This window comes from Kaistia sp. UC242_56 (assembly GCF_044452255.1).
GTDB lineage: Bacteria > Pseudomonadota > Alphaproteobacteria > Rhizobiales > Kaistiaceae > Kaistia > Kaistia defluvii_A.
Genome location: NZ_JBIOAN010000002.1, coordinates 3,779,767 through 3,800,119, shown reverse-complemented (window position 1 = coordinate 3,800,119; position 20,353 = coordinate 3,779,767). Strand labels below are relative to the sequence as shown.

Below are 20,353 nucleotides of genomic sequence, written 5' to 3'. Positions count from 1 at the left end.
GTTTCAACTCTTCGGGATCGCGACCGCTTCGGCCTGTCTTAGTTGACCGGGTCGAGCAGCAGCGCGGCGCCGCCAGCGGCGACGTTGAGGCCGACCTGGCCGGTCACGCTGATCGGCTGCAGGGCGATCGAGCCGCGCGTGCCGCCAAACAGGACGTTGGCGCCGACGCCGCCGACAACGGTGGCTTCCGCCGTCGCGCCGAGATAGAGGCCGCCCAGCGAACCGCGGTGATAGCCGGCGGTCGGTGCGAACACGGCCCAGATCAGCTTGCCCTGGCTGGTCCAGCCGAGGTCGACGCCGAGCTTCTTGATGTTGCCGACATACTGTTCCGGAGCGCCACGGTTGGGACGGAAGGTGCAGGCAACTTCCTTAGCCGAACCAATGATATAGCCGAGGCCCGAATTGATGTCGCAGCCCAGCGTGCCGATGCGGACGCCATTGCGGCCGTCTTCGTAGACCGGAGCGGTCGAGATATCGGCAGCCTTGGCGGCGCCGAGGCCGGCCAGGGTCAGGGCAGCAGCGGTTGCAATCAGCTTAAGGGAAACAAACTTCGACATAATGAATTGTTCCTTTCGTGTTAGGCACCGGCATCGTTGCCTTTGCCGGCATTACGTGGTTCGCCCGATGGAGGATCTAGCGAACCTGGGGGGACGGCCGAGGCTCGGCCTTACAACGGGTCTTGCGCGAGTTCGATCCCATCGACATACGACTTGGGTCCGTCATGACAAACGTTTGCTGGCGGCGCAAGGGACAAGGCGTACAAGTCTTGTCGTTCGGTTAACGCACTGGAGCCCTGCATGCTTACTGCCTACGCGATTTCCGATGCCGGACTGGGGCCCCTTTCCCCCGAGGCGACGGCAGCCGGGGCGCCTGCCGCTTGGCTCGACCTTTTTGCGCCGACTCCCGAAGAGGAGCATGCGGCGGAGGCCTTTCTCGGCGCGCTGGTGCCGACGCGGGAAGAGACGCAGGAGATCGAATTCTCCAGCCGCTTCTATGTCGAGAACGGCGTCGTGTTCATGACGGCGAGCGTTATCGCCGGCCTCGATGCCGGCCATCCGGTGCTGACCCCGTTTACCTTCGGCGTCGGCAAGTCGAAGATCGTCACGCTGCGCTATGAGGATACCAAGGCATTCCGCCAGTTTCTGTCCGTTGCGCCGAAGCCGGATGGCGGCTGCGGCACGCCGACCGGCATCTTCAATGGCCTGCTGGAGGCGTTCATCGCCCGCACGGCCGATGTGCTGGAGCACATCGCCCAGGCCGTCGACCGGATCAACAGCGAGATCTTTACCCGCAAGGCCAGCGAGCGGATCCGCTCCAAGCGCCTGTCGATCCTGATCGGCGCGATCGGCATGCAGGGCGACCTGGCCTCCAAGGCGCGCGAGAGCCTTTCCTCGCTGGAGCGGCTGGCGCAATACGCCGCCGCCATGCTGCCGGATCAGGCGCTGAAAAACGGCAACGGCACGCGGCTCAAGCTGGCTTTGCGCGACGTGCGGTCGCTCGAGGACCACGTCAATTTCGTCCTCAACAAGATTACCTTCCTGCTCGATGCGACGTTAGGTCTCGTCGCCAACCAGCAGAACCAGGTGGTGAGCGTGCTGACGGTAGCCTCCACCATCCTGATGCCGCCGACGCTGATCGGCACCATTTACGGCATGAACTTCAAGGACATGCCGGAACTGGGCTGGGGCTTCGGCTATCCGCTGGCGCTCGGGATCATGGTGGTGTCGGCGCTGGTGCCGTTCCTCTATTTCAAGCGGCGCGGCTGGCTCTAGAGATAGGGCGTGAGCAGCCGGGTCGCCGCGTCGCGCAGCCGGACCGGCAGTTCGCGCTGTCGCAGTTCCTGGACGGTGATGGTGCGCCCTTTCGCCTGCTTGGTGTCGATCAACTGGTCGATCTCGGCGGCGAAGTCGGTGTCGTAGGATTCGACATTGAACTCGAAATTGAGCCGCAGGCTGCGCGCGTCCCAATTGGCGCTGCCGAAGAGCACCCAGGCGCCGTCGACCGTCATCAGCTTGGAATGGTCGAAGGGCGGTGCGGCGCGGGCGATCTGGCAGCCCGCGCGGATCAGCGGCGCCAGCGAGGCGTCCATCGCCCAGTCCATATAGAACTGGTCGGATTTTTCCGGCAGCAGGATCTCGACCGAAACGCCGCGCAGCGACGCCAGCACGAGTTGGGAGTTGATGCGGTCATCCGGCAGGAAATAGGGCGTCACGATGCGGATGCGGCGCTCGGCGCGCGCGATGGCCGCCGCCATGGTCCACATCAGCTTTTCATTGTCCTCGTCCGGACCGCTGGCGATGCCGCGCGCCGGGATCGTGCCACTGGCGCCAATCTCGGGGAACCAGGCCGGGCCTGCCAGCAATTCTTCGGTCGTGAAGGCCCAGTCCTCGACGAAGGTTTCCTGCAGGTGCGAGACCACTGGACCCTCGATGCGGAAATGAACGTCCTGGACGGCGTGTCCTTCCGGGATCTCGATCTGCTGGTAGAGATTGCCGGCGCTGATGTTCATGCCGCCGGTAAAGCCATGACGGCCGTCCGTCACCATCACCTTCTTGTGGTTGCGAAGGTTGATGAACGACATCTTCCAGGGCGCGACTTCGTGCAGGAAGCGGGCAACGGGGACGCCGGCCGCCAGAAGCCGGTTATAGGCCGGGTTGCTCAGATAGCCGCCGCCGATGCCGTCCAGCAGCACGCGCACCGCGACGCCGCGGCCATGCGCGGCGATCAGCGCGTCGATGATCGGCGCACCGCCCTGGTCGTCATGGAAGATGTAGCCGGAAATGCCGACGCTGCTGGTCGCCGCGTCGATGGCGCGGATCATCTCGGGATAGGCTTTGTGGCCATCCACCAGCGGGGTGATCGCGTTGCCGGACAGCAGGGTGCGGCCGGTGATGCGCAGGCCGAACTTGGCGAGCGGCTCGAGGTGCTCGTCCTCGCCCTGGGCGATATCGGTCGATTTCAGCGCAAAGCGGGATTCCGGCGGATCGACGTCGGCACCCGGATCGGACAGCTTGATCGCCTTGCGGCGGACGCGGTTGACGCCCAGCAGGAAGTAAAGCAGCGGCCCGATATAGGGCGACAGCCAGGCGACGCCGATCCACGCGATGGTCGACTGCGGATTGAGCCGGGTCAGCAGCGCATGCACCGTCACCGACGAGGCCAGGCAGATATGCACGAACGAGAAGAAGAGGGCGAAATGATTGCCCGTCATGGCCGGATGCCTGTGGAGTGACCGCTAGCCAGGTGGGACGACCGAAGGGCAGGGCTACGGCGCACCGTTGATCTCCACGATGTTCCGGTCCGGGTCCATCAGATAGAGCTGCGGGAACCCGGCCAACCCCTCGCGAATGACGAAGAGGCGCAGCGGGTCGCCTTCCTCGGCGTCCTCGCGAAAGCCTTCCGCGACCAGATGGTCCAGTACCCCGTAGAAATCGCGGGTGTGAAACGAGAAATGCGCGTCGTTGTTGTCGATCGTGGCCGCCGCGCGGAACGTGCCTTGCGGATACAGGATCAGGTGGATCTGGATGCCGTGGCAGACGAGCCACGCGCCTTCCGTCTTGAAGGGCGGGCGAGCCAGGCGCTCCAGCCCGAACGCCCTTTGATAGAAGGCAACGGAGCGCTCGAGGTCGGTGACGACGATCGAGACGTGATGGACGCGCAGATCAAGCATTCCGATAGTCTCCCCCGATCGGATGATTCCGAGCCTTGTCGCCGGCATTGACCGGAGGATAGGGCCAAGCCGGGGCCATGTCTTGCGGGATATTGGGCCAAGCCGCCAAGCCGGATGCGGCCGTCACGGACCGCGCCGGGGCGCGATCCGGATGTCGAGAGGAAGGGCGGGCGAGGATCGCTCGCCCGGCTTCCCCGCCTGGCGCGAATGCCCTAGCGGAGATTGCCGCAGAAGCGCTGGATGCGCGTGCAGGCCTCTTCCAGCGCCTCGGTCGAGGTGGCGTAGGAGATGCGGAAATAGGGCGCCAGGCCAAAGGCCGAGCCCTGGACGACCGCGACGCCTTCCTCTTCCAGCAGCGCCGTGACGAAGTCCTCGTCGGTCTTCAGCAGCTTGCCGCCGGCCGTGGTCTTGCCGAGCGTGCCGGCGCAGGACGGGAACACGTAGAACGCGCCTTCCGGGTTCGGGCAGACGATGCCGTTGGCCTGGTTCAGCATCGAGACCACGAGGTCGCGGCGCTTCTTGAAGATCTCGGCGTTCTTCGGGATGTAGTCCTGCGGACCGTTCAGCGCCTCGACGGCGGCCCATTGCGAAATCGACGACGGGTTCGAGGTCGACTGCGACTGGATCGTGCCGATCGCCTTGATCAGCTCGACCGGGCCGCCGGCATAGCCGATGCGCCAGCCGGTCATGGCATAGGCCTTGGAGACGCCGTTTACGGTCAGCGTGCGGTCATAGAGCCTGGGCTCGACCTCGGCGATGGTCGCGAACTCGAAACCGTCGAAGACGAGATGCTCATACATGTCGTCGGTCATGATCCAGACCTGCGGATGCTTGAGCAGCACATCGGCGAGCGCCTTGAGCTCGGCCCGCGTGTAGCCGGCGCCGGTCGGGTTGGACGGCGAGTTCAGGATCAGCCACTTGGTCTTCGGCGTGATCGCGGCTTCGAGCGCGTCCGGGCCGATTTTGAAGCCCTGCGATTGCGGTCCGACGATCTCGACCGGCGTGCCGCCGCCAAGCGCCACGATCTCCGGGTAGGAAACCCAGTAGGGCGCCGGGATGATGACCTCGTCGCCGGGGTTCAGCGTCGCCATCAGCGCGTTGTAGAGCACCTGCTTGCCGCCCGTGCCGACCGTGATCTGGTTCGGGGCATAGGTCAGGTTGTTCTCGCGCTTGAACTTGGCGGAGATCGCCGCCTTCAGCTCGGGAATGCCGTCGACGGCGGTGTACTTGGTCTTGCCCTCGCGGATCGCCTGGATGGCGGCTTCCTTGATGTTCTCCGGCGTATCGAAATCAGGCTCGCCCGCGCCGAGCCCGATGACGTCGCGACCGGCCGCTTTCAACTCGCGCGCCTTGTTCGTGACCGCGATGGTCGCGGACGGCTTGATGCGGGCGAGGCTATCGGCGAGGAAGGCCATTTGGGGCTCCGAAGATGGAAAAACGGAAGGATTTGTGCGGCGCGGAACCTAGTCTGCGAGGGGCACGTTGGCAAGGGAAGACAACGGTTGCCGGGTTGCTTCGCGATCTGCCGCGGCGGCTGCCACCAACGCCAAAGTGATTTGACCTTTGGGACGAAGTTCCTAGTTGTTGCCCGGCGGGGCCAATCCTGAAATCTGGAGAGAACGATGCTTATTCGTCGCAAGCGCGGCTGGGAGATTCCCGAGAGCCGGGCGACCCCCGAATCGGTCTTTCTCAATCGCCGCGAGATCCTGGCTGCGGCCGGCATTGGGACGGTGGGACTGGCGGCAGGTTCCATGGCGCTGCCGGGCATCGCCCGCGCCGCAGAAACCGATCCCGAGCGCCGGGCTTTACCCGGCCAAGCGCAATCCGCGCTACACGATCGAGCGTCCCGTGACGCCGGAGACGATCAACGCCAACTACAACAATTTCTATGAGTACAGCACCGACAAGCAGCTGGCCGACGCAGCGCAGGCGCTGAAGATCCGACCCTGGACGATCCAGTTCGGCGGCATGGTGGAAAAAGAGAAGACGGTCGACATCGACGATCTCCTCAAGGCCATGAAGCTGGAGGAACGCCTCTATCGCCATCGCTGCGTCGAGGCCTGGTCGATGACGGTGCCCTGGACCGGCTTCCCGCTCGCCGACCTTGTCGCCTTCGCCAAGCCGCTGTCGGGCGCGAAATACATCCGGATGGAGACCTTCCTGGATCCGGCCATGGCGCCTGGGCAAAATCAGCCCTTCTATCCCTGGCCCTATGTCGAGGGCCTGACCATGGCCGAAGCGATGAACGAACTGGCCTTCATGGTGACCGGCGTTTATGGCAAGCCGCTGCTGAAGCAGATGGGCGCGCCGATCCGCCTGCACACGCCTTGGAAGTACGGCTTCAAATCGATCAAGTCGATCGTCAAGGTGAGCTTCGTCGAGGAGCAGCCGGTGAACTTCTGGCAGCAGCTGCAATCGTCGGAATACGGCTTCTGGGCCAATGTGAATCCCGAGGTGCCGCATCCGCGCTGGAGCCAGGCTTCCGAGACCGTGATCGGCACCAATGAGCGCGTGCCGACGAAGCTGTTCAACGGCTATGGGGAGTTCGTCGCCGGGCTCTACAAGGGCATGGAGAGCGAGCCGCTCTATATGTGAGCATGCCTGCGGATTAGGCAAAGCTGTGGGCAGGCGCGTCCCGCCCGCGGCAAAAAGCTGGCTTAGAAAAGAAAAGGCCGGGCACTCTTGCGAGGCCCGGCTAAGTCTTTGTTGCTGCGGCAGGGAAATGCGCAGCAAACACCTTCCAGAGGGGAACAGCTGAGGTCGAACCCTTCGCAGGGAGGAGGGAGCAAGGGGCCCAACGCATCAACTGTCCCGTATATGGATTGATCAGGATGCCTAATCAACCAGCAGCGGTGCATCTCAGCTATGCAATTTTGATATGACGCAACGATCCGTTCGTCTTACGCCGATTGGTCTGCCAAAGCTCGGGGAAGATTCGGGCGCGGTGGAAAAAATTTCTCCACTTCGCCCTAAAATCGGCAGCCTCAAAAATACAATAAAAATACCCGGCGATTTTGTCCCGGAATTGTCATCAAACCGTGCCCGGATTCGGGGCGATGCGCTCAGAACTGCCAGTTCTGGGCGCTGGCCAGCATGAAATCGCGGAAAGCCGTGACGCGTGCCGAATTCTTCAGCTCGGACGGATAGCAGAAATAGGTCGGGAAGCTCGGCACCTGCGCCTCGGGCATCAGCTTCACCAGCGAGGAGCCTTCCTCGATCATGTAGTCGGGCAGGATGGCGATTCCCGTGCCGCGCTCGACGGCCGCCTTGATCGCATAGATGTTGTTGATCCGGACCACCGGCTCGCGCGGGTTGTCGGAGGAGCGCCCGGCGATCTCCAGCCAGTTCACGTCGCGGATATTGGGCGGCACCGGCACGCCGAAGGTGACGATGCGGTGGCCTTCGAGGTCGTCCAGCGTCTCGGGCTTGCCGAAGCGGGCGACGTAATCTTCCGAGGCGTAGACGTGATAATGCGCCGTGAACAGGCGGCGCTGGATCAGGTCGGGCTGAACGGGCTGGCGCAGGCGGATGGCGACATCGGCCTGGCGCATGGTGAGATCCAGCTCCTGATCGTCGAGGATCAGGTGCAGGTTGAGATCCGGGTGCAGGTCGACGAATTCGTTGAGGCGCTGCGTCAGCCAGGTCGAGCCGAGCGCCACCGTGGTGGTGATGCGCAGCGTACCCGTCGGCTTCTCACGCGAGTCGGTCAGGCGGATCTTCACGCCCTCAAGCTTCTGCATCACGTCCTGCGACGTGCGGTAGAGCAGTTCGCCCTGTTCCGACAGGATCAGCCCGCGCGCATGGCGGTGGAAGAGGGGGACACCGAGATCCTGCTCCAGCGCACCGACCTGGCGGCTGACGGCGGACTGGCTCATCCCCAGCGCCTCGCCGGCATGGGTGAAGGAGCCGGCCTGCGCGGCGGCATGAAAGATTCTCAGTTTATCCCAGTCCATGGTTGGACAGCCCCCTCCGCAGCACCAGCCCTACTATTGCATTTATTCGGCGGCGGCTGCGGTCTCGTTCACAACCGGATTGATGGCCAGCCAGCGCTCGGCCTCGAGCGCCGCCATGCAGCCCTGTCCCGCCGCGGTCACGGCCTGGCGGAAGGTCTCGTCCGTCACGTCGCCGGCGGCAAACACGCCGGGAATGCTGGTCGCGGTCGAATCGGGCGCCGTCCAGATATAGCCCGACGGCTTGAGGTCGAGCTGGCCGCGGACGATCTCGACGGCCGGCGCGTGGCCGATGGCGACGAAGACGCCATGGGTCTCGCGCTCGCTGACCTCGCCGGTCACGACATTGCGCAGCCGGACGCCGGTCACCGAAGGCGGGAAGCCGGTCTTGCCGAGCACCTCGTCGACGACAGTGTCCCAGATGACCTCGACATTATCGAGCCCGAACAGGCGGTTCTGCAGAATCCGCTCGGCGCGGAAATGGTCGCGGCGATGGATCAGCGTCACCTTCTTGGCGATATGCGCCAGATAGAGCGCTTCCTCGACGGCCGTGTTGCCGCCGCCGACCACCACGACCTCCTTGTCGCGATAGAAGAAGCCGTCGCAGGTGGCGCAGGCGGAAACGCCAAAGCCCTTGAACTTCTGCTCGCTGTCGATGCCGAGCCACTTCGCCTGCGCGCCGGTGGCGATCACCAGCGTGTCGGCGGCGTAGATCTCGCCGGAATCACCCTTGAGGATGAAGGGGCGCTGCGACAGGTCGGCCTCGACGATATGGTCGGAGACCATCTTGGTGCCGACATGCTCAGCCTGGGCGCGCATCTGCTCCATCAGCCAGGGACCCTGGATGACGTCGGCGAAGCCCGGATAGTTCTCGACATCGGTGGTGATGGTGAGCTGGCCGCCGGGCTGGACGCCGGCAATCAGCATCGGTTCCAGCATGGCGCGGGCTGCATAGATGGCGGCGGTGTAGCCGGAAGGGCCGGATCCGACGATGATGAGCTTTGCGTGCTGCATGATGGGCCAGACATAATGTCGAGGCGCGCCCTTTTGAAGGCCGCGGCTCTGGAGGGTTGAGTGGAACGCATGCAAACATGCAAGCTATGCGATCCTGTGCGTTCTCGCGATCAATTGTTTCCGAATCATGGCAATTGGGCCAGACTCGAATATCCGATTGCCGACCGGCATCCCCGGCTTTCTTTCCCGTTAGAGGCTCTTTAGCCGTGAGGCCCGTGTGAAAGCCCGTTTAGACGCGATCGACTGGAAGATCCTGAAGGAGCTTCAGGCTGACGGTCGCATCACCAATGTCGAGCTGGCCCGCCGCGCCGGCATCTCCGCGCCTCCCTGCCTGCGCCGCATGCGCGCGCTGGAGGAGGCGGGCATCATCGAGGGCTATCGCGCCCTGGTCGATGAAGGGGCGCTGGGCTACGACGTCACGGCCTTCGCGATGATCGGCCTTTCCAGCCAGGCGGAAGCGGATCTGACCGCCTTCGGCGCCCGCGTCCGCGACTGGTCGATCGTGCGCGAGTGCTACATGCTGTCGGGCGAGGCGGATTTCATCCTGAAATGCGTCGCGCCCACGCTGAAGTCGTTTCAGGCTTTCGTCGAGGAGCTCACGGCCGCGGCCAATGTCGCCAGCGTCCGCACCACCCTCACCATCCGCCGCATCAAGGATGAGCCCCTGGTTCCGATCGAGTAGGGGACACGCTCTTCGGCTCGGCGGCGCTATCCGCTTCAGGCGCCGTCCACCCGGCCGACACATAGCGCCAGAAGATTTTCCTGGGTGTTGGCAGCAGCGGCGAGGAAGCCCTCGCGGCCGTCGAGGAAGCCGCGCTTGAGGATGTAGAGCTTCAGGAAGGTTCGCGTCGCGCGCCGGGCGGCTCGGAAGACGCCGCCCTTGTGACGGCTCCGACGTTGCTCGCCGCCCGAAATCGCATAGCGGCGCTGCTTGTCCAGCAGTTCGTCGATATCGCGGTAGGTCTGATGCGGCATGTCGTGGCGAAGGTCGCCGACCTTGCCTTCCACAACCAGGGATTCGTGCACGATATCCGGGGTGAAGCGCGCGAGATCGCGCCGGACGACGCGCACGTGATAGTCCGGATACCAGCCGCCATGGCGGAGCGGCTTGCCGAGAAAGATATTGAGCCGGTTGATGCGATAGCCGGCATTCGCGCCGGTTGCGATGGCGGCGCGGATTTCCGCGGCGAGCGCCGGCGGAATGGTCTCGTCGGCGTCGATCGACAGCACCCAGTCGCCGGTCGCGGCGTCGAGGGCGCGCTGTTTCTGGGCGCCGAAGCCGATCCAGTCGGTGCGGATGAGGACCCGGCACCCATGCGCCTCAGCGATCGCCACCGTGGCATCGGTCGACCCGCTGTCGACGACGACGATCTCGTCGCAGAACGCCAGCGAAGCAAGACAGGCCGGCAGGTCCCGCGCCTCGTTCTTGGTGATGATGGTCGCGGACAGCTTGGTTGCTGTCTTGCCAGAGTGCATGTCGAGTATTCCCGTCGCTGTTCAATCGTGCGTCGGCATTCCCGAGTCCGGGAGTGCAGGCGATTGCGTAGTCGAGCTTTTCCCGCGAAGCCAGTCTTCTCGGTCCATGGCCGTGCCGCGCGCTCTGGACTGTCGCATCTTGCGGTTGAAGCATCTGTCCTGCGCGCGCATAGAGTTCTCTATTGAGACTAAAAGGTCACTATAGTTCGTAAATAGGGCGAAGAACGCGTGACTTTCGGGAATTACCCCGCGCCTTCCCTAGCGTCGTTCTGAGTTGAAATTATAATGTCTGACATCTCTGGTTCGGTGCGCAGCGGTTACGTTGAGGCCGGGGAGCGGGGCAGAAAAGGGATGTGCATATCCGCTTGTCGTCAGGCAGGCGGAATAATGGCGCCTTTTTGGGAAAGGATTGGTCCTAGGGGTGCGCAATGCCGCGAATTTTCGACTGCTTTCTATTGTTCAACGAGCTTGATTTACTGGAAATCCGTCTGAATGAAATGGCGCCCTTCGTGCACCGTTTTGTTATTGCCGAGGCGACGACCACTTTTTCAGGCCAGAAGAAACCTTTGTATTTTGAGCGCGAACGGGCTCGATTCCGGGCTTTCGAGAGCAAGATCGACTACATCGTCGTCGACACGGCTGGGTTGGATGGGGATGGTTGGGATCGCCGTCGGCGACAATGCGATGCTCTGAAGGGCGGACTGCGCGATTCGGCGCCTGACGATATCGTCCTGCTATCTGATCTCGATGAAATCGTCTCCGCCGACGCCATGATCGACCTTGTCCAGCAGCCGCCCCGGTCTGGCGAAGTGATCTGTTTCGAACTGCGGATGTTCAACTACTTTCTCAATCTGGAGATCGATGAGTTCTGGCTGCGGAGCGGCCCCCGCGCCATCCGGCGTGCGGATCTGAAGACGATGGAGCGACTGCGAAAGGTGTATGGGCCGTCTCCCATATGGCGGCGAGATGTCATGCGGGCGATCAAGGCATCGTTCCAAATGGGGCGCCCAGTGCGACGGCGGGTCGTTCGGAACGCCGGATGGCACTTTTCTTATCTCGGTGGCATCGAGGCGATCCGGCGCAAGCTGAAGTCCTATGCGGCGCATGACACTGTGCCGGAGGACTACCTGACCTCGGACCGGCTGCAGCGCCTGCTTTCGGCGGGGATCTCGATAAGCGAGATGGGCAGCCGCCGATTGCACCATCGCATCGTGGATCACACGTTTCCAACCTATGTCCGCGAAAACCAGGACCGCCTCGCGCACCTGATCGCCACACCGGTAGGTGAAGCGCGGGTCATGGAGCTCACTTGAACAGCGTTCGCGGTCCATCCGTTCCGATGATGTTTGAAAAGCGTGGGTCAGCGCGGCCAGTGGCGAATGTTGTAGATCAGGCGCGCCAGCACATCGGTTTGGCGGCTGAGTTCGCGCCGGAATTTCGCCATGCCGGTTCGGCGATGCGATCGTGCTCCGATCGCGCCGACAAGGATGTCGCGGCTCATTTCCTCGAGCTCGTACGGGACGATCGCCTTGCTCGCGACGCCGTGCAGCCAGAACCGGTCGAGATAGTGGTCGACCGGTTCGTTCCAGAGGGTCGCCTTCGACAGGAGGGCACGCGCCCCGTCAGGGGACACGCAATAGCTCTGCGTTCCTATGGGGCCCTGCTGGAAGCGAACAAGTGTGTAGCCGGCGCTGAGCGTTTCGAGATGCCGTGTCCTGCGGTTGTGCTTGCCGAAGAGCCGTATGAGTCGATGCTGATCGATGCGCGAGGCGGCGAGGGCGAGAACCTGCGGGAAGCGCGAGCCGAGCAGGACGTCATCCTCGAAGATGGCAAGCGACTCGTCGCGTTCAACGCAGAGTTGCCAGGCGGAATAGTGACTGGCGAAGCATCCAATTTCAGCTGCGGTGAGCGGCGCGCTGTATCGTGCCATGGCAGCGCCTTCGTCGTAGCGCGACAGCCGGATGTGCTCGTTCTGACGGGCGTCGACGGCGTCGAGGAAATCAAAACCAAGACCCATTGCTTCAAATTGCCTTGCGATCAGCGATCGTCTCTCCGTCATTCTGGCAAGGCTGATGACGACGGATTTCATTTGGGCTGGCTTTGCTGCATGGGCGCTGTTCGACGGCCGGATGATCGTGCTGGAAGGTGGCTGGCGGAATCTATGCGGGAACCATCACATTAGGAAATGCCCTGATGTGGGTCTGGATCCTTCCTTATGCTTTGCGGAACGAGTGGCCTCGCATCAAGGCGCTCTTGTCGGGATTTGGGCATGCAGGCGCAGCCAGGAAGGGAAATTATTTTTATGCCGTGGGAGTTTGGATGTGCTCGACAATAGCTTGATCAGATTAAAGCGCTTCGGGAAATCGCTGCACCTCCGGCGTGTGACCCTTCAGCATGGATTTCGTGCTGCGCTGAAGGGCAAGCCGCTTCCTCCCGGGCGTCTGCGCATCTTGTCGAGCACTGCCCTCGCTAACCAGTTCCTGCTCCTTGAGGAGTCGCGTCGGCTTGGGCCAATCTTCAAGGTCTGGTGGGGCGGCAAGTTCACCACCTGCATCGTCGGTCACGAGATCGGACGAAAGTTTCTGACCGAGAACGAGGGCAAGACCAAAGCCGCCACGACGGATCTCAGCGACTTGTTCCCGTTCGGATTCCTGCGAGCGCTGGAAGGCGAAACGCATCGCAAGTACCGTCGCATCTTCATCGACGTATTCAAGGGCCTCGATCTTGCGGATCACGATGCTTTCCTGCGGCGTGTCGTGCGGAAGGTGCTGGTCCAACTCGCGCAGATGGAAGGTCCGCTCTCCGCCGCAACAATCACGCGAGCGTTCAAGAAGGCGACCACGGAAATGCAGCTTCGGCTGATCCTCGGCGTCAAGCGGGATGATCCGCTATATGAGCCCTTGGCAAAAGCCTATGACGACTATGCCCCCAACGGCATCTTTCTCGTCGCCAAGGACAAGCACAGGGCAGCCTACAGGCGTCTGCGTGCCTTGGTCGGTCAGGTCATCGAAAAGGGGGCTACCCCGGACAGTCTGCTCGGTGTCGCCTTGTCCAAGGGAGATCCTGATGAAACCGTCCTCGGCAATCTGATCCAGATGACGGAAGCGTCGCGCTACGACCTTCACGGCCTTTGGTTCTGGATCATGAACATGCTGTCGCGGGACCCTTCCATCCTCGCAAGAGTGAGGGCAACCGCACCTGGGCCAGAGCGCCGGGCCTTCGCTCGATCCGTCGCGCAGGAATCCCTGCGCATGGAGCAGAGCGAGTTCATTCACCGGGCGACGACCCGCGACATCGTTTTCGATGGCTTTTTCCTGCCCAAGGATACCCGCGTGCGCATCTGTGTATGGGAAGGGCATCGCGACCCCAGCAAGTTCGCGGAGCCATCCACATTCGATACCGAGCGCTTCTTGGGTGAAAAGCACTCCATGGACACGTATGCGCCCTTCGGCATGGACAAGCACCGTTGCCTGGGGGGCGACTGGACGATCGAAACGAGTGCCGTCTTCATCGAGGAACTCGCATCGACCCTCGAATGGGATGTCGTTTCCGATGGCCCGCCCGCGCGGGGTGTTTTCCATTTCGAGCCGAGCAGTGCCTTCAGCGCCAGGTTGAAGCTTCTCCAGGACGCATAGGCCCGGCTTTCGAGCCGAAGTGGCCGTGCCAGGAGCCCGTTTCCAAGGGATCGCCATGCGGAACGTCGTCTATTTTGTCGTCAACGACCGCTTCCTTCCCATCGCGCTCGCCGTGAGCAGTGCCTTGGTGCGGGAGCCGGACCGCAATTTCGACGCCGTCATCATTCTCGACGGAAAGGCAGCATCGAGCTATCGGATACCGGAAGGGGTTCGGATACTCCCCAACGACTTGGTCAGGCATGTCCCGGCCGGTCTGGAGAACACCGACGCGGCCTGGGCGCGGATGTCCTTCACCCGCCTGTTCGCGCCGATGATGTTTGCGGAGCAATACGACCGCGCCCTCTATCTCGACGCGGATGTCGGCGTGCTCGGCTCAGTCTCGCCCCTTTTCGAGTTGGACATGCGGGGGCTGCCGCTCGCCGCGGGCGAGGGGATGATGGATGAAGGGGCTGACCTCCATCGTTTCGACATTGGCGAATACAAGAAGCGGCTTGGGGTCGAGGACGGCCGGACTTTCAATTCCGGCCTGCTGCTGATCGATGTCGAGCGGTGGAATGCGCTTGATCATCGCGAGATGCTGGCAAGCTACGCCGCCTTCAAGCGCGACCATGCGGGGCCAGGCATCGGTATGTCGGGCGACCAGGACTATCTCAATTTCAGCTTGAAGGGCGCGTGGAGCCTTCTATCGCCCCGCTGGAACTTCCAGACGTTCCTGCTGCGGCTCGAACTGGAGGCGTTGATCGATCCGGCGATCGTCCACTATGTCGGGCCCCGGCGGCCATGGGATGCAAAGCTGTTCCCGTTCGGGATGCGGCATGTCGAATTCTACGACCAGGCTTTCGAGCGCATAGGGCTGAAGGACCGCTCATCCTTCCGCGCCGGCTCCTATCATTGGCACGCAGTCTGCGACCGGTTCCGTCACGCTGTTTACAACTACGCGCGCCCCGAACGAACGCGTGACATGTTCGAGGAATGGTCCCGGATGCGGCGCATTTTCAAGCAGGCGATCCAGACCCGGCTGGATCAAGGGCGGTATGCGGATGTGGTGCAGGGCATAAGTCGCATCGACCTCTTGGACGACCCGTTCGAGCATACCCGCATCGAGGACGTTAGGTACTACCGGAAGCGCATCCGCGTGCGCTCGACGATATAGCGATCCGGGCTGCATCCGATCGCGATAGGCGGAGAAGCCCACCCGACGCGCTCGCGCGAGGCGTCGGGTGGGCTGATCCAGGCAGCCTTTAGCGGAATGCCACTTCCAGGACTTCGTAGGAGCGTTCGCCGCCGGGGGCGGTGACGGCGACCGTGTCGCCCGCCGTCTTGCCGATCAGCGCGCGGGCGATCGGCGAGGAGATCGAGATGCGGCCCGAACGGACGTCGGCCTCCAGATCGCCGACGATCTGGTAGGTCTTCTCTTCCTCGGTGTCCTCGTCGACCAGCTTCACCGTCGCGCCGAACTTGATCGTCTCGCCCGAAAGCTTGCTGACGTCGATGATGTCGGCGCGCGAAAGCTTGTCCTCGAGCTCCGCGATGCGGCCCTCATTGTGGCTCTGGGCTTCCTTGGCGGAGTGATATTCGGCGTTCTCGGAGAGGTCGCCATGCGCGCGTGCTTCCGAGATCGCCGCGATGATGCGCGGGCGCTCTTCCGAGGTCAGACGCTTCAGCTCCACTTCGAGAGCCGCATGACCGCCAACGGTCATTGGAACCTTTTCCATGGTCTTTCTGGCCTTTTCTTCCTTCTTGGCCGCCGCCCTGAAAAGGGTGGAAGCACAATAATTCAGGCGCCGGTGCCCGTGGGAACCAGCTGCCTGACTTCAAAATCCGAAGCCGGCGCCGATCAAGGCGCGCGTTCCTTCGGGTACCTACGAGGCAAACTCTGCCTTCGAGTGTCGTCCACGATTGCGGCAAGCGCAAGGGGGATGCTTGCGGACCCAAGGCCCGCAAGCGAAACGAACCTACTCGAAATAGGCCTGCAGCGGCCGGACTTCCAGGGTTCCGGTGGCATAGGCCTCGATGCCGAGCGAGGCGGCGACGGCGCCCGAAAGCGTCGTGTAATACGGCACCTTGTGGAGCAGGGCGGCGCGGCGCATCGAGCGGCTGTCGCCGAGCGCGCGGGCGCCCTCGGTGGTGTTGAAGACCAGCTGCACGTCGCCGTTCTTGATCGCGTCGACGATATGCGGGCGGCCTTCGGCGACCTTGTTGATCTTCGAGCAGGCGATGCCGTTCTCGGCCAGGAAGCGCTGCGTGCCGCTGGTCGCGATGATCTTGAAGCCGAGGCCTTCGAGGCGGCGCATCGATTCGAGGATGCCGGCCTTGTCGGAATCGCGCATCGAGACGAACACGGTGCCGGCCTTGGGCAGCGAGTTGCCGGCGCCGAGCTGGCTCTTGGCAAAGGCGACCGCGTAGTCATAGTCGAGGCCCATGACCTCGCCGGTCGAGCGCATTTCCGGGCCGAGCAAAGTGTCGACGCCGGGGAAGCGGGCGAACGGGAACACGGCTTCCTTGACCGCGATGTGGTCGCGACGGGCCGCCTTCAGGTCGAAGCTTTCCAGGCTCTCGCCGGCCATGACGCGGGCGGCGATCTTGGCGACGGGAAGGCCGATCGTCTTGGCGACGAAGGGCACCGTGCGCGATGCGCGCGGGTTCACTTCGAGCACGTAGATGTCGCCGTCCTTGATCGCATACTGCACGTTCATCAGGCCGCCGACCTCTAGCGCGAGAGCGAGCTTGCGGGTCTGCTCCTCCAGCACGCCGATCATCTCGGGGCTCAGCGAATGGGGCGGCAGCGAGCAGGCGCTGTCGCCCGAATGGATGCCGGCTTCCTCGATGTGCTCCATGATGCCCGCGACGAACACCGTCTTGCCGTCGGAGAGCGCGTCGACGTCGACCTCGATCGCATCGGAGAGATAGCGGTCGAACAGCAGCGGGTTCTTGCCGAGCAGCGTGTTGATCTGGCCGGTCTTGTCGTTGGGGTAGCGGACCTTGACCTCGGCCGGCACCAGCTCCGGCAGCGTGCCGAGCAGGTAGTCCGACAGCGTATCGTCGTCGCGGATGATCTGCATGGCGCGGCCGCCGAGCACATAGGACGGGCGCACGACGAGCGGATAGCCGAGATCGGCGACGATCAGGCGGGCCTGCTCGACCGAATAGGCGATGCCGTTCTTGGGCTGGCGGATGCCGAGCTTGTTCAGCAGCTTCGAGAAGCGGTCGCGGTCCTCGGCCAGGTCGATCGCGTCGGGCGAGGTGCCGAGGATCGGTACGCCGGCCTCTTCGAGGGCGGCGGCGAGCTTCAGCGGGGTCTGGCCGCCGAACTGCACGATGACGCCATGCAGCGTGCCGTTCGACTGCTCGACGCGGATGATCTCCAGCACGTCCTCGGCCGTCAGCGGCTCGAAATAGAGCCGGTCCGACGTGTCGTAGTCGGTCGAGACGGTTTCGGGGTTGCAGTTGACCATGATCGCTTCATAGCCGGCATCCTTCAGCGCGAAGGCGGCATGGCAGCAGCAATAGTCGAACTCGATGCCCTGGCCGATGCGGTTGGGACCGCCGCCGAGGATGATCACCTTCTTGGCGTTGGAAGGCTCGGCCTCGCTGACCGGCTCGCCGGTGAACGGACCTTCATAGGTCGAGTACATGTAGGGCGTCGGCGAGGCGAACTCGGCCGCGCAGGTGTCGATCCGCTTGTAGACCGGATGCACGCCGAGCGAGAGGCGAAGCGCCTTGACCTCGCCATCCGACTTGCCGGTCAGGTTGGCCAGCCGCTGGTCGGAGAAGCCCATCGCCTTCAGGCGGCGCAGCGCGCCCGCCGTCTGCGGCAGGCCATGCGTGCGGATCTTCAGCTCGGTATCAATGATGCCCTTGATTTCCCTAAGGAACCACGGGTCGATCTTGCAGATGTCATGCACCTGCTCGACGGAAATGCCCAGCCGCATCGCCTGGGCCGCCTGCAGCAGGCGGTTGGGGGTCGGCGTGCCGATCGCGGCGCGGATGGCATTGGCGTCGTCGCCCTGGCCGAGGCCGGGGATCTCGATCTCGTCGAGGCCGGAAAGGCCGGTTTCGAGGCCGCGCAGCGCCTTCTGCAGCGATTCCTGGAAGGTGCGGCCGATCGCCATGACTTCGCCGACCGACTTCATCGCGGTGGTCAGCACCGGCGAGGCGCCGGGGAACTTCTCGAAGGCGAAGCGCGGGATCTTGGTGACGACATAGTCGATCGTCGGCTCGAACGACGCCGGGGTCGCGCCGCCCGTGATGTCGTTGTCGAGTTCGTCCAGCGTGTAGCCGACGGCGAGCTTGGCCGCGACCTTGGCGATCGGGAAGCCGGTCGCCTTGGAGGCGAGCGCCGAGGAGCGCGACACGCGCGGGTTCATCTCGATGACGATCAGGCGGCCATCGGCCGGGTTGACGGCGAACTGGACGTTGGAGCCGCCCGTCTCGACGCCGATCTCGCGCAGGACCGCCAGCGAGGCGTCGCGCATGATCTGGTATTCCTTGTCGGTCAGGGTCAGTGCCGGCGCGACCGTGATCGAATCGCCCGTGTGGACGCCCATCGGATCGATGTTCTCGATCGAGCAGATGATGATGCAGTTGTCCTTCTTGTCGCGGACCACCTCCATCTCATACTCTTTCCAGCCGAGGACGCTTTCCTCGATCAGGACCTCGTCGGTCGGCGACGCATCGACGCCGCTCTCGACGATCTCGATGAATTCCTCGCGCGTATAGGCAATGCCGCCGCCGGTGCCGCCCAGCGTGAAGGACGGACGGATGATGACCGGCAGGCCGATCTCTTCCAGCGCGGGCAGGGCTTCGGTGAGCGAATGGGCGAGTCGCGAACGCGGCGTCTCCAGCCCGATCTTCGTCATCGCATCGCGGAAGCGCTCGCGGTCCTCGGCCTTGTCGATCGCCTCGGCCGTCGCGCCGATCATCTCGACGTTGAACTTGTCGAGCACGCCCATCTTCTTGAGCGAGAGCGCGCAGTTCAGCGCCGTCTGGCCGCCCATCGTCGGGAGCAGCGCGTCGGGGCGCTCCTTCTCGATGATCTTGGCCACGATCTCCGGCGTGATCGGCTCGATATAGGTTGCGTGCGCGAGATCCGGATCCGTCATGATCGTTGCCGGATTCGAGTTCACGAGGATGATTCGATATCCTTCATCCTTCAGCGCCTTGCAGGCCTGAGTGCCGGAATAATCGAACTCGCAAGCCTGGCCGATAATGATGGGCCCAGCTCCGATGATCAGGATCGATTGGATATCTGTACGTTTCGGCAATTTCGTCTCGCGCGTAGCAAAAAACCCGACGCGGTGATCCGCGCGGGCCATCAAGCAGGGGGCGTGTAAGGCTAGAGCGGCCTTATAGGGGAAAAGGCGGGGAGGGGGAACCCCTGCAGGCAACTGTCTCCGATGCGCGCACGTTAGAGCCACTGGCGGCGTCATGCTGGCGGGATTAGGGTCAACGAAATCGAAGGCGCGGCTTTGGCCGCGGCAAAAAGGAGAACGTCCATGCGTCTCGATGGACAGCGCGAGAGCGACAACGTCGAAGATCGACGCGGCGGAGGAACGGGCGGGCTCGGCGGCGGCTTCCGCCCGGCCGGCATGGGCGGCGGACGCGGTATCCCGCTGCGCGGCGGATCGCTGGTGACGATCGCAGTGCTTGTCGGCATCGGCTGGCTGGTTTTCGGCATCAACCCGTTGCAGATGCTGGCGATGGTGACGGGCGGCGGCGGAAGCTTCACCCAGAGCGAGGACGCTGGCTACCAGCCGGCGCCGTCCTCAGGCGGCACCCAGACCGGCGCGGGCGTCAATGACGCCGGCAAGCAGTTCGTCTCGAAGGTTCTAGGCAGCACCGAGGACGTCTGGACCGATATCTTCAAGTCGGCCGGCGAGACCTATTCCGCCACGCCGCTGGTGCTCTTCTCCGGCATGACCCGCTCGGCCTGCGGTCAGGCCAGCGCCGCTTCGGGGCCGTTCTATTGCCCGCTCGACAAGAAGGTCTACATCGATCTCGCCTTCTATGACGAGCTGAAGCGCCGCTTCGGCGCGCCCGGCGATTTCGCCCAGGCCTATGTGATCGCCCACGAAGTCGGCCATCACGTCCAGGATCTTCAGGGCATTCTGCCGAAGTTCAACGAAATGCGGCAGGGCATGAGCAAGGCGGACGCCAACGCGCTTTCCGTCAAGGTCGAGCTGCAGGCGGATTGCTATGCCGGCGTCTGGGCCAACCGCACCGACCAGAAGGGCATGCTGGAAGCGGGCGACATCGACGAGGCGCTGAATGCGGCGACCCAGATCGGCGATGACGCCATCCAGAAGCGCACCCAAGGCGTCGTCGTGCCGGAAAGCTTCACGCACGGCACCTCGGCGCAGCGCAGCACCTGGTTCAAGCGGGGCTACCAGACCGGCGATGTGAGCCAGTGCAACACGTTCCAGGGTCAGATCTGATCTGATCCGGGAACTCACTGAATCCCTGCTGGCCGACGGCATCTCTGTGCTGTCGGTCAGCGCACGTTCATAGCGTGCATGGAAACGGCGGCTAGACCAGCTTACTTCCGACTTGGTGTGAGCTCGGCGGCATCCACCATAGGCACCTAGGGTGAAGGGCAAGGCTGGGCATCG

At 63.4% G+C, this 20,353-nt stretch carries 16 protein-coding genes and 1 pseudogene; 7 read left to right on the top strand and 10 right to left on the bottom strand.

What is annotated here, in order from left to right; translation table 11 throughout:
• Nucleotides 1–38: 38 nt before the first annotated feature.
• Nucleotides 39–557 carry a DUF992 domain-containing protein gene (locus tag ACHMWQ_RS20610; RefSeq protein ID WP_396308899.1) on the bottom strand — a complete coding sequence of 173 codons (519 nt, stop codon included), beginning with the start codon at nt 555–557 and terminating at the stop codon, nt 39–41.
• A 240-nt stretch (nt 558–797) separates the two neighbouring features.
• Between ACHMWQ_RS20610 and ACHMWQ_RS20605 the strand changes: the two genes are divergently transcribed.
• On the top strand, nt 798–1,772 hold the full coding sequence (locus ACHMWQ_RS20605; protein WP_396308898.1) for a magnesium transporter CorA family protein: 975 nt from the start codon (nt 798–800) through the stop codon (nt 1,770–1,772).
• Here the strand turns inward: ACHMWQ_RS20605 and ACHMWQ_RS20600 are convergent.
• The 3 genes from ACHMWQ_RS20600 to ACHMWQ_RS20590 all read right to left on the bottom strand — a co-directional run bounded on the left by ACHMWQ_RS20600 (nt 1,769) and on the right by ACHMWQ_RS20590 (nt 5,085).
• Nucleotides 1,769–3,211: a phospholipase D-like domain-containing protein gene (locus ACHMWQ_RS20600; RefSeq protein ID WP_396308897.1), complete on the bottom strand. Its 1,443-nt coding sequence runs from the start codon at nt 3,209–3,211 to the stop codon at nt 1,769–1,771. The two genes, ACHMWQ_RS20605 and ACHMWQ_RS20600, sit on opposite strands and share 4 nt — an antisense overlap.
• Nucleotides 3,212–3,265: 54 nt before the next feature.
• On the bottom strand, nt 3,266–3,670 hold the full coding sequence (locus tag ACHMWQ_RS20595) for a VOC family protein (RefSeq protein WP_396308896.1): 405 nt from the start codon (nt 3,668–3,670) through the stop codon (nt 3,266–3,268).
• 212 nt (nt 3,671–3,882) lie between these two features.
• Nucleotides 3,883–5,085, bottom strand: coding sequence for a pyridoxal phosphate-dependent aminotransferase (locus ACHMWQ_RS20590; protein WP_354550582.1), 1,203 nt, complete (start codon nt 5,083–5,085; stop codon nt 3,883–3,885).
• A gap of 207 nt (nt 5,086–5,292) precedes the next feature.
• Between ACHMWQ_RS20590 and msrP the strand changes: the two are divergent.
• Nucleotides 5,293–6,265: pseudogene (gene msrP, locus ACHMWQ_RS20585) on the top strand (protein-methionine-sulfoxide reductase catalytic subunit MsrP).
• Nucleotides 6,266–6,732: 467 nt separating this feature from the next.
• On the opposite strand, the gene ACHMWQ_RS20580 reads toward msrP, so the two are convergent.
• Together ACHMWQ_RS20580 and trxB are read right to left on the bottom strand one after the other, a co-directional pair.
• On the bottom strand, nt 6,733–7,623 hold the full coding sequence (locus tag ACHMWQ_RS20580; protein ID WP_354550578.1) for a LysR family transcriptional regulator: 891 nt from the start codon (nt 7,621–7,623) through the stop codon (nt 6,733–6,735).
• A 42-nt stretch (nt 7,624–7,665) separates the two neighbouring features.
• Nucleotides 7,666–8,634: a thioredoxin-disulfide reductase gene (gene trxB / locus ACHMWQ_RS20575; protein WP_396308895.1), complete on the bottom strand. Its 969-nt coding sequence runs from the start codon at nt 8,632–8,634 to the stop codon at nt 7,666–7,668.
• 217 nt (nt 8,635–8,851) lie between these two features.
• Between trxB and ACHMWQ_RS20570 the strand changes: the two genes are divergently transcribed.
• A complete protein-coding gene (locus ACHMWQ_RS20570; RefSeq protein ID WP_354550575.1) occupies nt 8,852–9,316 on the top strand; it encodes an Lrp/AsnC family transcriptional regulator in 465 nt (154 codons plus the stop codon).
• A 35-nt stretch (nt 9,317–9,351) separates the two neighbouring features.
• Here the strand turns inward: ACHMWQ_RS20570 and ACHMWQ_RS20565 are convergent, their stop codons facing one another.
• Entirely contained in the window at nt 9,352–10,110 is a 759-nt protein-coding gene (locus ACHMWQ_RS20565; RefSeq protein WP_396308894.1) for a glycosyltransferase family 2 protein, read from the bottom strand.
• Between the two features lie 428 nt (nt 10,111–10,538).
• Here ACHMWQ_RS20565 and ACHMWQ_RS20560 point away from each other — a divergent pair, with 428 nt between their 5' ends.
• Nucleotides 10,539–11,423 carry a hypothetical protein gene (locus tag ACHMWQ_RS20560; RefSeq protein ID WP_396308893.1) on the top strand — a complete coding sequence of 295 codons (885 nt, stop codon included), beginning with the start codon at nt 10,539–10,541 and terminating at the stop codon, nt 11,421–11,423.
• A 47-nt stretch (nt 11,424–11,470) separates the two neighbouring features.
• Here ACHMWQ_RS20560 and ACHMWQ_RS20555 read toward each other — a convergent pair whose 3' ends face one another.
• Nucleotides 11,471–12,199, bottom strand: a complete 729-nt coding sequence (locus ACHMWQ_RS20555; RefSeq protein ID WP_396308892.1) for a glycosyltransferase family 25 protein — start codon at nt 12,197–12,199, stop codon at nt 11,471–11,473.
• On the opposite strand from ACHMWQ_RS20555, the gene ACHMWQ_RS20550 reads away from it, so the two are divergent.
• Nucleotides 12,183–13,745 (top strand): cytochrome P450, encoded by a 1,563-nt coding sequence (locus ACHMWQ_RS20550; RefSeq protein WP_396308891.1) that lies wholly within the window; start codon nt 12,183–12,185, stop codon nt 13,743–13,745. The genes ACHMWQ_RS20555 and ACHMWQ_RS20550 overlap by 17 nt on opposite strands.
• 55 nt (nt 13,746–13,800) lie before the next feature.
• Nucleotides 13,801–14,898: a glycosyltransferase family 8 protein gene (locus ACHMWQ_RS20545; RefSeq protein WP_396308890.1), complete on the top strand. Its 1,098-nt coding sequence runs from the start codon at nt 13,801–13,803 to the stop codon at nt 14,896–14,898.
• Nucleotides 14,899–14,986: 88 nt separating this feature from the next.
• Here the strand turns inward: ACHMWQ_RS20545 and greA are convergent, their stop codons facing one another.
• Both greA and carB read right to left on the bottom strand, forming a co-directional pair.
• Nucleotides 14,987–15,460, bottom strand: a complete 474-nt coding sequence (gene greA / locus ACHMWQ_RS20540; protein WP_354550564.1) for a transcription elongation factor GreA — start codon at nt 15,458–15,460, stop codon at nt 14,987–14,989.
• 240 nt (nt 15,461–15,700) lie between these two features.
• Nucleotides 15,701–19,009 carry a carbamoyl-phosphate synthase large subunit gene (carB, locus tag ACHMWQ_RS20535; protein WP_396308889.1) on the bottom strand — a complete coding sequence of 1,103 codons (3,309 nt, stop codon included), beginning with the start codon at nt 19,007–19,009 and terminating at the stop codon, nt 15,701–15,703.
• 231 nt (nt 19,010–19,240) lie between these two features.
• On the opposite strand from carB, the gene ACHMWQ_RS20530 reads away from it, so the two are divergent.
• The gene (locus ACHMWQ_RS20530) at nt 19,241–20,179 is read left to right on the top strand and encodes a neutral zinc metallopeptidase (RefSeq protein ID WP_396308888.1); all 939 of its coding nucleotides are present in this window, start codon (nt 19,241–19,243) and stop codon (nt 20,177–20,179) included.
• The last annotated feature ends 174 nt before the right edge of the window (nt 20,180–20,353 follow it).